The sequence below is a fragment of the Mycetocola sp. genome, from assembly GCF_046716805.1.
Taxonomy (GTDB): domain Bacteria; phylum Actinomycetota; class Actinomycetes; order Actinomycetales; family Microbacteriaceae; genus Mycetocola_A.
Window position 1 is genome coordinate 1 of the sequence record NZ_JBKJWH010000001.1, and the last position, 15110, is coordinate 15110.

Annotated in this window: 11 protein-coding genes and 1 pseudogene; 7 read left to right on the top strand and 5 right to left on the bottom strand. The window is 63.7% G+C overall.

Translation table 11 applies throughout. From position 1 onward, the window contains the following. The 5 genes from ACLQ62_RS00005 to ACLQ62_RS00025 all read left to right on the top strand — a co-directional run. On the top strand, positions 1-1110 hold a 1110-nt coding region (locus ACLQ62_RS00005), incomplete at its 5' end, for an amidohydrolase (protein WP_411719604.1). A gap of 98 nt (positions 1111-1208) precedes the next feature. After that, positions 1209-2207, top strand: a complete 999-nt coding sequence (locus ACLQ62_RS00010; RefSeq protein WP_411719605.1) for a sugar ABC transporter substrate-binding protein — start codon at positions 1209-1211, stop codon at positions 2205-2207. A gap of 70 nt (positions 2208-2277) precedes the next feature. Next, positions 2278-3783 carry a sugar ABC transporter ATP-binding protein gene (locus ACLQ62_RS00015; protein ID WP_411719606.1) on the top strand — a complete coding sequence of 502 codons (1506 nt, stop codon included), beginning with the start codon at positions 2278-2280 and terminating at the stop codon, positions 3781-3783. 32 nt (positions 3784-3815) lie between these two features. Next, entirely contained in the window at positions 3816-4826 is a 1011-nt protein-coding gene (locus ACLQ62_RS00020; protein WP_411719607.1) for an ABC transporter permease, read from the top strand. A 159-nt stretch (positions 4827-4985) separates the two neighbouring features. Further along, positions 4986-5573: a TetR/AcrR family transcriptional regulator gene (locus tag ACLQ62_RS00025; RefSeq protein ID WP_411719608.1), complete on the top strand. Its 588-nt coding sequence runs from the start codon at positions 4986-4988 to the stop codon at positions 5571-5573. Between the two features lie 20 nt (positions 5574-5593). Here the strand turns inward: ACLQ62_RS00025 and ACLQ62_RS00030 are convergent, their stop codons facing one another. Beyond that, positions 5594-7648, bottom strand: coding sequence for a primary-amine oxidase (locus ACLQ62_RS00030; RefSeq protein WP_411719609.1), 2055 nt, complete (start codon positions 7646-7648; stop codon positions 5594-5596). A gap of 69 nt (positions 7649-7717) precedes the next feature. On the opposite strand from ACLQ62_RS00030, the gene ACLQ62_RS00035 reads away from it, so the two are divergent. Both ACLQ62_RS00035 and ACLQ62_RS00040 read left to right on the top strand, forming a co-directional pair. After that, positions 7718-8269, top strand: a complete 552-nt coding sequence (locus tag ACLQ62_RS00035) for a hypothetical protein (protein WP_411719610.1) — start codon at positions 7718-7720, stop codon at positions 8267-8269. Between the two features lie 112 nt (positions 8270-8381). After that, on the top strand, positions 8382-9365 hold the full coding sequence (locus tag ACLQ62_RS00040) for a helix-turn-helix domain-containing protein (RefSeq protein ID WP_411719611.1): 984 nt from the start codon (positions 8382-8384) through the stop codon (positions 9363-9365). A 778-nt stretch (positions 9366-10143) separates the two neighbouring features. On the opposite strand, the gene cofC is transcribed toward ACLQ62_RS00040, so the two are convergent. From cofC to cofG, 4 genes and pseudogenes are all read right to left on the bottom strand, one after another. After that, positions 10144-10755: a 2-phospho-L-lactate guanylyltransferase gene (gene cofC, locus ACLQ62_RS00045; RefSeq protein WP_411719612.1), complete on the bottom strand. Its 612-nt coding sequence runs from the start codon at positions 10753-10755 to the stop codon at positions 10144-10146. 63 nt (positions 10756-10818) lie between these two features. Next, positions 10819-11475, bottom strand: a complete 657-nt coding sequence (locus ACLQ62_RS00050; RefSeq protein ID WP_411719614.1) for a hypothetical protein — start codon at positions 11473-11475, stop codon at positions 10819-10821. Positions 11476-11478: 3 nt separating this feature from the next. Then, positions 11479-12288 (bottom strand): annotated as a pseudogene (locus ACLQ62_RS00055) (flavin-containing monooxygenase); the annotation flags it as partial. After that, positions 12288-14588, bottom strand: a complete 2301-nt coding sequence (cofG, locus tag ACLQ62_RS00060; protein WP_411719613.1) for a 7,8-didemethyl-8-hydroxy-5-deazariboflavin synthase CofG — start codon at positions 14586-14588, stop codon at positions 12288-12290. The gene cofG and the pseudogene ACLQ62_RS00055, both read right to left, overlap by 1 nt. Positions 14589-15110: the final 522 nt, after the last annotated feature.

The window sequence follows — 15110 nt, forward strand, 5'->3', positions numbered from 1 at the left end:
GGCGAGCCGACGGGTCTCCTCCTCGAAGCCGCCGGGATTCCGATCGCGGACGCGATCTCGCGCACGCAGCGGCTGAGCGACGAGCAGCTCGCGCAGAGCTCGAAGCGTGGGATCGAGATCCTGAACAGTTACGGCATCACGGGTTTCCAGGACGCAGGGGCATCGACGAACATCCTGACGGCGCTCAAGGTGCTCGACGAGCGTGGCGACCTTCACGCCTGGGTAGTCACGTCACTGCTTGTGAGTGACCCGGTGCTCGGGTTCTCACCGGTCGGCGACGCGCTCATCGCGGAGGCCGAAGAGTATCGCACCACTCACCACCGCCCCGACTTCGTCAAGATCTTCCTCGACGGTGTGCCACCGACGCGCACCGCGGCTTTTCTTGAGGCGTACTTGCCCGACCGCGATCATGGGGCCCACCACCACGGGGTGACGTCCATGACCCCGGACGAGCTGGAGAGCTGGCTGCTCCGGACCGCGGAGTCCGGTCTCTCGGCGAAGATTCACTGCACCGGCGATGCCGCCGTGCGGGCGGCACTCGACGCCGTGCAGGTCGTTCGTGAGGCAGGATTCGACACTCCGATTTACCAGATCGCGCACGGGCAGTTCGTGCACCCGGACGACCGCCCGAGGTTCGCCGCGCTCGGCGTCGTCGCCGACATTTCCCCGTTCCTCTGGTTCCCGGGCGTCATCCCCAACGCCATCGCGGACGTCCGCCCGGGCGACATCGGAGCGGAGATCCAGCCGAACCGGGCCCTTCTGGACGCCGGCGCGCTCGTCGCGGGCGGCTCCGATTGGCCAGTGAGCGAGTCCCCGAACCCGTGGGAAGGAATTCACGGACTCGTGACTCGCGCCGACCCGCACGGGATCTTCCCGGGCACTCTCGGACCGGATCAGGCGATCTCTCTCGATGAGGCAATCGCTGTCTTCTCGATCAACGCCGCGCGAGCGATGGGCGTCGACGACGTCACCGGCTCGATTGCCGTGGGAAAGTCCGCCGACTTCATCGTGCTTGATCGCGACCCATTCACCGTAGCCCCCGACACGCTCGTGAAGACAACGGTGACCGAAACCTGGTTCGCCGGCACGAAGGTCTACTCGGCTTCCTGACGTCCGGGCACTCCCTCTCACCGCGTCCGAATGACTGTCGGCCGTACCGTTCAGACCGCAAGCGCACAAACCCGTCCACTCACAGCAAGGAGCACCACATGTCTGCACCACGAAAGCTCGTCGCGGCGATCGCCCTCGCCGCCGCATCCGCTCTCACTCTCGCCGGCTGCGGCACGACCACATCCGACTCGGCGAGCGAAGCGAAAACGACCGAGCGCGGTCCCGTTGACAAGATCCTGTTCGATTACCCCTTCACTGCTCTACCCGTCTACGGAGCGATCGTCCCGATCATCGAAGCGCGGGCCAAAGAGATGGGTGTCACCGTCGAGTTCACGAACGACGACATGGATCTCGGCAAGCAAGTGACGAACCTCAACACCTACCTCTCAAGCGACGTCGACGCGGTCGTATCATTCCCCGCCGACCCGGCAAGCCTCGAGAGCATCGCGCGTTCGTACATTGACGCGGGTAAGTACTGGGTCACCTACGGCGGGGATCTGGAGAACCAGGATGCCACGCTCCAGTTCTCGTTCGAAGAATCAGGTCGCCAACTGGGTGAGTACGCGGGCCAATGGGCTCTCGACAACCTCGACGGCAAGGGCAAGGTCCTGATCCTCGAAGACATGACGATCCAGATCGGCCAGGAGCGCACAAAGGGCATCGCGGAGGCTCTCGCCGAAGCTGCTCCCAACCTCGAGATCGTGTCCCAGCAGCAGGCGATCACGCCCGACGAGGGCCTCACCGTGACGAGCGCAGTGCTCGCGCAGCATCCGGACGTTGACATCGTCCTCGCCGCGGTCGGCGATGCGGCGCAGGGCGCCTACCAGGCGCTGATCGCCTCGGGCCGGGCAGAGAACGATCCGACGACCTTCGTCGGCGGGCTCGACCCGAACCTGTTCGAGCTGCAGCAGATGAAGGCCGGCAACTTCTTTCGCGCGAGCACGTACTTCTCGGTCTCGGACCTCGTACAGCAGGTGATCGACATTCCCATCGCACTCGGCAAGGGGAAGAAGGATGCGAGCGTCAACCTTCCAGTGAGCCTGGTGACGGTCGACGACCCGAACCTCGACGCCTACATCGCCGAACTCGGCGGCTGATCGCGGCACAGGGCCGGGGGCCATCCGCTCCCGGTCCGCTCCACACCTCCATCCCAGAGAAAGGCAGCCGATGACCGCGATCGTAACGGGTCTCACCAAACGCTACGGCGCGACCCTCGCGCTGGACTCCGTCGACCTCGAGATCGCCCCCGGCGAGGTGCACGCGCTACTCGGGCATAACGGCGCGGGCAAATCAACCCTCATCAAATGTCTGGGCGGTGGCATTTCGCCCACCTCGGGGACGATGGTCATTGACGGCACAACTCATACGAGCCTCGATCCTCGCTCCTCGATCGCCGAAGGCGTCGCCGTCATCTACCAGCACCTCAGCGTCATCGAAGGACTGACGGTCGCCGAAAACCTTTTCCTCGGCCAGGAGCGTACGCTCGGCGGCGTCATCGTCGACCGCCAGACGCAGCGCCGCCTCGCAACCGAAGCACTGGAGAAGGTAGGGTCGATCGCTGACCCGGACACCCTCGTCGGTGAGCTGTCCATCGGGCAACGCCAGCTCGTCGAGATCGCCAAAGCGTTGCAGCGGAACGCGAAATTGCTCATCCTCGATGAGCCCACCGCAGCCCTGTCGCGTGCGGAGTCCGAGCGACTCGCCGAACTCATTCTCGATCTCAAGCGACAGGGCATAGCGATCCTGTACGTCACACATCTGCTGAACGAGGTCATGCAACTCGCCGATCGCGCAACGGTACTGCAGAACGGGCGCAGCGTCTGGTCGGCGAGTCGTGCCGAGTTCACCAAGGCGGATCTCGTCGACGCCATCAGCGGAGGCCACGCACAGGTGAGCGACCGACCTGCACCGGTCGCGGCAGGGGCGTCGCCTCGGCTTGAGATTGAAGACTTTGGCGGGCCGGGCCTTGGCCCGATCGACCTGGTGGTGCGCCCCGGCGAGATCGTCGCCCTGTATGGGCTGATCGGTGCGAGCCGCACCCGGTTCCTCGACATGCTGTTCGGCCGGCGAGCGCGAGATACCGGTCTGGTCCGCATCGATGGCGTGCCAGTGAACACGAGCAACCCCAAGGGTTCCCTTAAGGCTGGCCTGGCACTCGTTCCAGGCGATCGGGCGAAGGAAGGCCTTTTCGCCACTCTTCCCGCACTGGACAACACTGTTGTCCATGTCATGAGAGCGCTTGGCCGCTTCGGCGTCCGGCGTCTCGCCGCCGAGCAAGCGGTGCTCGATGCAGTAGCCGACCTTCTCTCGCTCCGCCCCCGGAGCTCGACCTTGCCGGCCGGACGCTTCTCCGGCGGGAATCAACAGAAGCTCCTGCTAGGGCGCTGGATCAACGAGCAGGCAGGTGTGAAGGTGCTCCTGCTCGACGATCCGACCCAGGGCGTCGATGTCGGGGCTCGCCGGGAAATCTACGATGTCCTGCGACGTCTTGCCGCCGAACGCGGCCTCGCGGTCATCGTCGCGACGAACGAGCCAGAGGAGGTCATGGAACTCGCGCACCGCTGCCTCGTCATGCACAAGGGCATAGTCGTCGACGAGATCGATGTCGCCTCGACGACAGCCGACAGCCTCCTCGCGATCATCCACGACAACGCCGCGCCGCGCGCGTCCTGACCTTTTCCCACCTCGACCCACAGGAGCTCCACGTGCCTGAATCCATGGCCAACCGTCTCGTCCGGGGCATCATCCGCAATCCCCTGCTCATCTTCCTCATCGTGATCGTGATCGCTGTGCAGTTGACCACCGGATCGCTGCTGAACTGGCAGAACCTGCGCGGGGTCCTCATGGATGGCGCCGTGATAGCCATCGTCGCGATCCCGTGCGCAATGCTCATCATCGCCGGCTACATCGACCTCTCGGTGGGCTCGACCCTCGCGCTCGGCGGGGTCGTCGGAGGCATGATCATGTCGCGCTTCGGGGACCCGGCCCTCGCCGTCATCGCCGCGGTGGGCGCCGGGGCGATCGTGGGCCTCTTCAACGGCTTTCTGACGTGCCGCTTCGGCCTGAGCGCCTTCATCACCACACTCGGTACGCTAACCGCCGTGCGCGGTGTCGCCCAATTGCTGAGCCCGCTTCCGCGCAGCTCATTCGGTGATGCATTCGGATTCCTCGGCGTTGGAACCCTGCTGGGAATTCCTGTGTCGGTCTGGATCGCCGGGATCCTCCTTGTGGTGGCGGGCCTGTTCCTCGCCCGCACCCCGGGGGGTCGCCACGTCTACGCCATCGGTGTCAATCGTGAAGCGGCGTACCTGTCCGGCGTCAATGTGAGCCGTCTCCCGTTCGTGCTCTTCATCCTTTCCGGTGCCGCAGCCGGCTTCGCAGGCACAATCACGGCCGCCCGTCTCAACAGCGCGCCGGCGGGCCAGCTGGGTCTCGGCTTTGAGCTCACCGTCCTCACCGCGGTGCTGCTCGGGGGAATCGCGCTGACGGGTGGCGAGGGTTCGATGTTCGGGGTGTTCATCGGCGTGCTTTTCCTCGGAATACTGAACAACTCCCTCACCCTCATCGGAGTCACGAGCTTCTGGCAGAGCGTCGCGAGCGGCCTCGCGTTGATTGCGGCCATCGCGTTGAGCGCATACACGCACGTCCTTCGCCAGCGGCTCGAGGCGAACGAGGCGAAGAAGCTCGCTGAACTCACGACCACATCAGCATCCTGACGGCCGCCGCTCCGAGCCCATGTCGGCGACCGTTATCCAGGTTCGCCGTCCACGCGATCGGCACGGCAGGTGAACACGATTGCCGCTGCGGCGCCACAATTGCCTCCCCGGCGCCGCGTAGGGTGGGATGAACTCGCTTACCAACCTGCAGGGGACTCCATGCCGAAGATCGTCGACCACGACGAACGTCGACTCGCAATCGTCCACGCGACCTGGCGGCTCATCGCTGCGAAGGGGTTCCGCGCCACGACGATGCGCGAGATCGCGAAGGCCTCAGGTGTCGCCAATGGCGGCCTGTTCCCGTATTTTCAGGACAAGCAGGAATTGATCGGAGCCACCTTCGAGCACGTGTTCGCCGCCACGAATCAGCGCTTTGCCGAGGTGCGCGCGGGAAAGGTCGGTCTTGCGGCGCTGCGTGAGCTCATGCTACAGATCCTCCCCCTCGACGAGGAGCGTGTGCTCGAGTCGCGCATCGTCATCCCATTCTGGGAATATGCGGCGAACGAGCCGCAACTGCGTGAGTTGCATGAGCGCACGCTCGAACTCTGGAGCTCCGAATTCGCCGATGACCTCGAGGCAGCCAAGCGCCTCGGCGAGGTGCGCCTCGAGGTCGATATAGAGAGTGCTGCTGACCAGTTGGTGGCGATGCTGAACGGCGCGCAGACACTCGCGGTGCTCTCCCCCGGCAGGTCGTCACCCGAGCGGCTCACCGCGATGCTCGACAACTACTTGCTGTTGCTTCGCTGAGGCGTTCGGGACCGACGAGCTCAGTGGCCGTGGCCCTCGCAGGCGCAGCCGCTGGTCTGCGTTTCGTGGTGCTCTGTGGCGGTCTGCCCGCCGGAGTGGCATGCTCCGCCCCTGTCCTGGGATGCCGGCACGTTAAGGGTGGGATTGCGGCCAAAGAAGCCATAGGGCTTCAGCGTGAACTTGGCATAGTCAACGGGCATAACCGGCCAGTCCTCGACACGGGGAAAGTGGGTCGGTCCGAAGGTGTGCCAGATCACGATGTCCTCGCCGTCGATAACCCGGTCTGCCTCCATATAGCGAGGGAGCCCATCGCCCCCGGGATTCTGGTTCACAAGGTCACCCGCAGGATACCGCTCGTCGGGCGAGTACCGCGTGACCCAAAGGTGCTTGCGGGTGAAGCCGGCGCGCTGAGCAATCACAGACTCCGGGGCAGCCAGGAGCGTGGGCGTGCCCTGGGCGAGCAGCTCGTAGGCGACCGGCTGGCCGAGCCTGTTCTTCTTCTCGGTGTTCACGATGTGCCAGGCCCGTCCGACGGTGAGGTCAGCGTCGCGCACACCTTCTGACTCGGTGCGCAGTCGGGTGCGCTGCTTGGTGAACGCGTTGCCGTATTCGTTCCCCTCGCCCATAGGCATCCGGACCACATCGACCTCGTCGACCGCATTCGAGACACCGTCGACCATCATGTCGAGCCGGGCGCCGAACAGGTGCTGGTGGTACGGGGCGCCCAGTCCGGGCGCAACCTCGCTTGCGTAGTCGCCGGCGTCAGGGTTGTACGCCGAGGTGAACAAAACTCCCGTGAGTTTCGCCTCGCATTCGATGGTGCCGTCAAGGTACAGGTACCAGTAGAAGCCGTAGTCGTAGTTACCCACCGTGGTGAAGAAACTGATCACCAGGCGGCGTTGCCGACGTACTTCGCTGGATCCCGTGTAGATGTCGGTGTGCTTCCAGAGGGTGCCGTAGTCCTCCTCGTGCATGCAGATCGCGTTCGGGATGACTCGGGGGTTGCCGAACTCGTCGGCGAGGGTCGCGTCGAAGTAGCGAATTTCACCGAGGCAGTCGCAGCCCAGCGTGAGTGAGTTCGCGTACCTGCCGTAGACGTACTCGCCAGTGTCGAAGTAATTCTGCCAGAACCGGGATGGCGACGGGTCGCCGTACGGTACGACCATCTCGGCGATCGACGCGCGGTAGATCACATCCCGCTCGACGCCGCCCTGGTCGGCGTCGGTGAAGCGGATGCGTCGCAGCACGAGACCCTCCCGGGCGTCGAAGGCGATCGAGAACTTCCAGTTCGCCCATGAGACTTCGTCGCCCTTCACCGTGTAGCTCGGCCCCTCAGGCTGGGTAATCGAGATCGGCTTGAGCGTGTCGAGAGGGGCGCCCTGCACCTCGGGGTCGTCGAAGTTGCCCCCCTCCGCCGGGATGTCGAAAACCTGGTCGTCGACCAGCTTGAACATGCGTCCCTCGATCATGTCGACGTAGGCACAGAGCCCGTCTACCGGGTGCGCCCAGCAATGGTCGGCCTCGAACTGTCGCATGAAGGCGAGCACACGGATGACACGGCGCCCCCGTTCGTCGTCGAAACCATAGTTGCCCGCGGAGAGCGGCGCGAGCGCTACCTGCTCGTGCGTGATTCCACGCTTCGCAAGCGCGGCATGCCACTCCGCTTCTTTCCCAAGCGTGTCGTAGATTGATTCGAACTCGACATCGAGGATCGGCGCCTGCCCCATCGAGCCGTCAATCTCGTCGACCTTGACCACTTCACGTGCGCTGAGCGATACCCGCGCGTCGTGGGACGCACCAGATGCCTGGTCAAGGATGATTGCGCGCACGACACGGGGAAGTTCCGCACCGGCGAGCACGGCGGCCTTCACCGGTTCGTCGACTCCGACGTAGACAAACCGGGTCGATCCGCTGACGAGACCAGCCGAGGCGAGTATCTCCCGGGTCGCGATGATCTCATCGGCGGCGAGTCCCCGCATCGGGTCGCCGAGTGCGCGTTCCCCGGATGCCGCCTGCACGGTCTCGTGGGCTTTCTGGTGCAGGTTTCGTGCCTCGGGGGCTGACTTCGTCGTCATGCTGACTTCCTTTTTCTCTACAGTTGTTGTGTAACATACCATCACGGAACGAGACAGGGAAGTCTGCATATGGGCGAGATGACGCACGGCGCCATGCTGATCGGCGCGTTCGCCTGCATGGCCTGCACGCTGATGGGGTCGCGCCGCGCGCGTACGCTCGACGTCGTCTCCTCAGCAGCAATGCTGGGCGCGATGGCCGATATGGCTTTCACCCGCCTCGTCCCGGCCCTTGTCTGGACTCTCATACTGGTCGCTGTCGGGATGGCGCTCGGCGCGCGCATCCGTGCGACTCGCGCTCGGGTCCACTTCGATCGACGCGGTCACGACCACAACGCGACCCGTGAGCTGCACCGCGCTTTGGTCTTCGTCGTCGGCGGGTGGCTGCTCGTGGGTACGGATGGAGTTTCCACTTCCCCCGAGATGCTGGATGTGAGCACGCACGTGCATCTTTCATCGAGCGATTTTCCTCTGGCCGCAGCCACTGGGGTCGTGATCCTAGGGGGCTGGCTCTTCTGGCGGCTCCTGAGTCCAGGCCGCTGTGAGACCTTGCACGCAACCGAGACGGCGAGCATCACCCTCATGCTTGCCGCCATGACGGTGCCGGCGATTCTCGGAACCTGATGCGAGAACCCGGGCGTCACGAAACCGGATTCACCTTTTTTTCCTCAACAGGCGTATATTTTCAATTCGGGCTCGTCATCGGCGACGAGACTCTCAGAGACGAGGTGCACCCGTGCAACAATTTCTAAAAACAGAGGCAACGATCGACACGTCAACGCTGCCCCTGGATTTCACCCGGTTCAGGGAGCAGGTGTCGCAGTCATTCGTGCCACTCCACGTCACATCCGACCGACCCGAGCCGTTCCGCGGCGACATCAGGGCCGCCGGCACCGACGACGTGCATCTCTCGGTCGTTACCGCAGGAGAGCACACCATCACGCGCACCCCAGAGCTCATTGCGCGCACGGAAAGCCGGTTCTTCAAGCTCGGTCTGCAACTTTCCGGCACCGGGCTGCTCATCCAGGACAACCGCGAGGCGGTGCTTCGCCCCGGAGACCTCGCGATCTACGACACAAACACGCCATACTCACTGATGTTCGAGGATTCTTTCGCGTCGGCAGTGCTCATGGTGCCGCATCGGTTCATCGAACTTCCGACCGACAGCTTGCGCGGGCTGACTGCAACCACGATCTCCGGGGAGCACGGCCTCGGCCGAGTGGTCGCGCAGTTCCTCGCCGGCCTCAGCGGCGAGCTCGACCAGCTCGATGGCTCCGTTGGAGCGCGACTCGCACAGCATGCGGTCGACCTGGTCACGACGATGTTCGCTCAGGAGCTCGACGTCGTGCGGGACGCCGACCGGCCGCACCGCTCGATGCTCCGCCGTGTGCAGTCGTACATCGATTCGCGACTCGCTTCCACTGAGCTGAGCCCGTCGAGCATCGCCGCCGCACACTATATTTCCACGCGGCATCTTCACGCGATCTTCCACGAAGATGGGCTGACTGTTTCCAGCTGGATTCGCTCGAGACGGCTCGACCGCTGTCGGCGCGAACTCGCCGACCCTCTGTCGCCTCATCCGGTAAGCCAGATCGCCGCCCGCTGGGGGTTCGCGGAGGCGGCCCATTTCAGTCGCGCCTTCCGCGCGGAGTTCGGGGAGGCACCCAGTGCCGTCAAGTCGCGAGCGAGGCAAATGCGGTCGGGCGTCCAATCCCTGTGACCTGATCGCGCCCTCGCCGCCCCCCGCGTGCATCGCTGGGTTGTTCGTCGCGGACGGTGCCCGCCGGTTCCGTCGACGCGAACCAGACCGTATGCCGAACCCACAACGGGACGGTGCTGTAGCCGGCGGCTAGGAGCTGTCCGCTCTTGACTGGTTCAGTTGCAGGCTCGCCTACTTGGCACGATAGCAGCACGATCGAGGCGATGACTGCAACCCATCCAGCAATGCGAGTAAGGAAATAGGACGTGGCCGACGCCCCCCATCCGGCGTGATCTCGGACGAGGCAAGGCAAATTGCACCGGAGAACCCTGAGCAATGCCCATGTCACTTCAACGATCAGCAGCAGGTGGCCGTTGTCCACCGCAGCCCTGTCACATATGAGGCGGTTGCGATCGCCAAGTTCCGAAGCCAACCGGGCCAGGACATGGAATCTGAGCATATCTGAACTCGCTCATTCGGCGACACGCGGCTGGGCGCTATGCGGCAGCCTCTCCATGCCGCCAGCAGTCGGCGAAGGGGGCGTGATCGTGTAGCGCAGCGGCAACGAAGCACTTTGCTGGCGCGTTGTTGGGCACCCGTGGAGCGGCAAGAAACGCTGTGTAAACGTGAAAGCCCGCCCAATTGACTCCATCTAAATCAGGCAGGACTTCCTAATCAGAGGCTCATTCGCGGAGCCCAACCCGACTTGAACCCAAGACCGCTTACGAGATCAATAGATCGCTAGCCGAATATGCATCGACGAAATGACACAAGCTCCGCTCTCGCAGCCGCCGCGATTTCAACGGGGTTGAACGACGAGAAGGGCGTACTCCTCGAGTATCCTCCGCGTGCGGGAGCCGAGCCGTGCTGGCGGAATCTCGCGCAAGTGAGTTCGGGTGTCCACATCGCGCCGCAACCCGGATTGCGGATTCACGTCGAGCTCCACATAGCCCCGGTCCTGATGCGCCGCCCGGGATCCGGTGCCGAAGGCCGGACGATGAGCCACCCCGGTGCGCGCTGTAATAAGGGAGGTACCCTGCCGTTCGGTGTCTGGCACGAAAGCACGGGGGAACCGGAGGGCCATTTCGAGCGCTTCGGTTAACTCGTCCGGCTGCAAGGCGGGAAGATCTCCCAGCAGCACCGCGCGGTTCCCATCGTTCTCTACGGCCAACCCGTGGCTCGCCGCGTCATTGAGGCCGCCGCCTTCGTCGATGACGACTCGGGCGCCGATGTCCTCAAAAGATTCTGCTGCCGATGCGCTTGTCACGACCAGCACATCAGCGGCCGCGAGGGCGGCTTCGACGGTGTCAAGGGCAATCGCGAGAGCAAGTCCGGGGCTCGGATCCATTCGCGATTTCGCCTGCGGTGTGCCCTTGACCGGAATGACCACCACCCAATCAGTTGTCCGCATGTCGACCCGCCTTGGGATGGAACCGGTCCGCGGATGCCGTGTCGCCCAAGCAGATGGGAGCGGTCATGATGATTCTTTCGACAGCAGGGGCTCTTTCCGGAGATCCGGTTCGATATCTGCAGCCAGGACACGCTCCAGGCGGTCGCGATATGACGCGACGGTGCCGGGCCACAACAGGGTGAGTCGCCCGCTTCGTCCATCGACGTACCAGTTACGGCAACCGCCAGCGATCCACGCGGTGTTTGCACTTCGCTCGACTATCTCACGCGTGTAGGACGCCTCAGCCTCGGCGGAGACACGGATCGGTCCATTCTCCGCCGCGATAAGGCGCGCGGTGAAGTCTGTCTGTGCCTCCATCATGAGAATCGAGGAGTTGTGGCCCAACGACGCGTTCGGCCCGTTCAGCACGAACAGGCTGGGGAAACCCGCAACCAATGTGGAACCGACGGATGTCATGCCGGTTGACCAGTGCCGATCGAGCGTCAGGCCGTTCTCGCCCTCGATGAGTGTGGCGTAAGGCTGCCTTGTCGTCTCGAAACCGGTGGCCAGGATGAGAACATTTACCTCGCGGCGAGTCCCGCTCGCGGCGATGAGGGTGTTGCCCTCGACAGCGGCCAGCGCCGAAGCCTCCAGCTGTACGTCACCAGAAGCGATCGCAGGATAGAACGCATCGGACAACAGTACGCGCTTGCATCCGAAGGCGTAGTCGGGGGTGAGCATCCGCCGAAGTTCCCGATCTTCGACCTGCGAGTAGAGGTGGAGCAGAGCCTGTTCCCGGGCCGCCGTCGACGCAGCATCATCGCCGGCGCGGGAGGCGAATCGCGCTTCACCCTCCCGGTAGAGCTCCTCCCTGACCCTTGCAAGAGCCTCCGGATCCGACCGCCAGTGGGCCCGCTCCTCAGGGGTGTAGAGCCGGTCCCCCTTCGGAAGGATCCACGCGGCGCTTCGGTGGAACAGCGTCACTTTCGCACCGAGCTGCGATAAAGCTGGCGCGAGCTGAACGGCACTCGCTCCCGAACCGACGACCGCAACTCGGGCGCCTTCGAATTCCGCGCTGTGGTCCCAGCGGGCTGAATGGAACATGGGCCCGGAGAATGTTTCAAGCCCTGGAACCATCGGCACCCGGGGCTCGGTCAGTCTCCCGCAGGCAACGATGAGGTGGTCGGCCACGATTTGACCACCGCTAGTCGCGATTAGCCAGGTGAAGCCATTCCACTTCGCGCCTGTCATCGGAGTGCCAAGCAGGATTCGTTCCGTCAAGTCTTCGTTGTGAACGATCGATCCGAGGTAGGTGTGTATCTCTGATCCGCCGGCGAACGTGGAAGACCATGCTGGGTTCGGGTGGCTTTCCAACCCGTACAGGTGAGAGGGGACGTCGCAGGCGACTCCCGGGTAGGTGTTTTCGCGCCATGTGCCTCCGACTGACGCGCCGCGCTCGAGAATCACAAACGAGTCTCGTCCGGCCCGTCGCAGCGAAAGTGCAGCTGCGATTCCGGCGAACCCTGCACCAACGATCGCCGTTTCGACACGCATCAGGCTGTTCTCCGATCACCGTCAGGCTCGCGGTAATCGGTGAGGCGCTGACGGAAAGGGCGGAACATGTGATGGGCGAGCCGTCGGGCGTCTGCGAGAGGCAACGTCAACCCGCTCTCGGCGCCAACAGCGGGAAGCACACGCCCATCGAGAAGCGTGCCACCGAGGTCATCACCGCCTGACCGGAGCATCGCCTCCGCCCCATCGATACCGAGTCGCGTCCATGGAACCTGGATGTGGGGAATGACGCCCGAGAGCATCAAACGTGAGACCGCGAACATCGCGCGGTGCTCATCGATTGGCGCGCGGCCCGGGACCAGTGGAACGCCGTGCCCGGGCAGGGGTATCGGCACGAACTCCGTGAAGCCGCCCGTTCGGGACTGAATGCTCATCAGAGTGCGAAGGTGCGCGATGCGTTCTTCCGCTGTTTCGACGTGACCGTAGAACAGCACGGAACTCGAACGGAGGCCTGCCCTGTGAGCTGCCGTGATGATGTCAACCCACGCGTCGGTGTTGAGGTCTTCTGGGGCCACGAGCCGGCGAACCCGCTCGGAGAGGACCTTCACGCCGGTGCCGGGAATCGTGGCGACTCCTGCCTCACGGAGGGCTTCGAGAGCACCGGAGAGCCCTAGTTTCCCTCGTACGGCGAGGTCGTTGACATCCTGAGGGCGGAATGCGTGAAGGTGCATTCTCGGCACAGCCGTCTTGATGGCGCGTGCGACCTGAACGTACGCCGCAGGATCCTCAGCCGATGGAAGGAGACCCTGCACGCACAACTCGGTTGCGCCCAGTTCCCACGCATCTACCGCGATCTGTACAAGCTCGTCAGAGCTGTACGTGGCCGGATCCTCGCTGGGTACTGCGCGATAGGCACTCGAAGAAACATTGCGGTTGACCACGATGCTAACGGCCTCACCAACGGTGTATCGGCGCACACTGTCGGCGGTCTGTGCCAGCACATCCAGGTCGTCCCCGGTCGCTTGGAGCAAGGCCACCCACTCGCCATCATCCCGGGAACTGGGGTCTCCGGCGGCGCGAGCAACACTCGAACGGAATTGGCTGGAGCGGCTTGATCCACCTCCTGTACGCGTATCGGAGACATTCTGTTCCGAAATTTCCGCGTGACGCCCCGCCTGCGGCCGGGTCACTGTTCCGTCGCCCTCGACCCGAGCGAGGAAGGATGCCGGGTCAGCTAGAGCCATCGTTGCGGGAGCGATCGCCGGATCGAGCCAGGTGTCGGCTTCAGCGAGATACTCGGGATGAGCAGTCAAACGCTCCCGAAGGGTGAATCCTAAATCCGCTGTTCGAGACGCGAGATCGTCAAGGTGTGGCCAGGGTCGCTCCGGATTGACGTGGTCTGCCGTGAGCGGGGAGACTCCGCCCCAGTCATCGACGCCTGCTCTGACGAGCATCTCCAATTCCTCGAGATCGGAGAGGTTCGGTGGAACCTGAATCGTCATGTCCGAGCCCATCACGAGACGCGCTACCGCAACTGCAGAAATGTAGTCCCACCAGGAAGCATCGGCCGCATTTTGCATCGCCGTCCTCGGCTTGGCGCGGAAGTTCTGAACAATGATTTCCTGAATGTGACCGTACTTCGCCTGCACGTCCCGAAGGGCAACAAGTGACTCCGCGCGGTCGCGCTCCGTCTCTCCGATGCCAACCAGAATGCCTGTCGTGAAGGGGATGCGGGCAATGCCAGCGTCTTCGATCGTGCGCATACGGACGGCCGGATCTTTGTCGGGTGATCCGTAATGCACCTCGCCTGGCACTTCGAAGAGTCGCCGGGACGTGGTTTCCAGCATCATCCCCATCGACGGAGCAAACGGCCGCAGCACGCGCAACTCCTCCGAAGTCATGACGCCGGGATTCAGATGAGCGAGCATGCCTGTTTCGCGGGTGATCAGCGCCGCCATCGCGCCGACATAATCGAGAGTGGACGTGTAGCCATTGGCGGTGAGCCATTCGCGAGCTTCCGGCCAGCGGTCTTCCGGCCGATCGCCCAGGGTAAGAAGCGCCTCCTTGCACCCAAGCTCAGCTCCTTGCCGGGCGACTGAAAGTACCTGTTCCGCACTCATGTAGGTCGGCTTGTTCATCTTCATTAGTTGGTTCGGTGTGTCGACGAAGATGCAGTAGTGGCACCGATCCCGGCACAGCGTCGTCAGCGGAATAAACACTTTGCGCGAATAGGTGATGATCCCCGAGCGTCTATCTGCGGCTAAACCGGCGTCGCGACTGGCGGATGCAAGCGCCAGCAGTTGATCAAATTCGTCATCGCGCGCGCCGAGCAGTACTTCCACTTCATTGACTGTGAGTGAGACCCCGGAGATCAGCGAGGAGACGGCTCTGTCGAATGTTGCGCGGGAGGTGTGCTGCGTAGGGCTCACCTGCCGGGGCCGCTCGCCGCTACCAGTGGCGCCAGCACCAATGCGTTTTGAATGAGACCATCTTCCGTACGCCGTACAGCCACCATCGGAGCCTCCTCGATCGACAGAACAAACGTGCCCCAGTAATAGTACGTTGACTAGGGCGCCGCGGTTGGAACACCGTCGTCTCCGGACGAAACCTCGCGGAAGGTCAAGCCGGGCCGGGCCGCTTCGCAGGATGCCCTTGCCTCATTCTCGACCAACAGCCTGCACCGCGTTATCCATGGGTCCACAAACGCCATGCTCGAATTGCTCCAGATATCCCGGGTTCATCGGACAGCAACCCAAGACCCCCGAGGTGAGTCAACCTGGCTCGTGTGCCTTTTCACGAGCGAATAAGGGCGACAATGTTCGGCCGCGAGGAAGCCCTGATCAAGGAAGGTTTGTAGGGCGGAC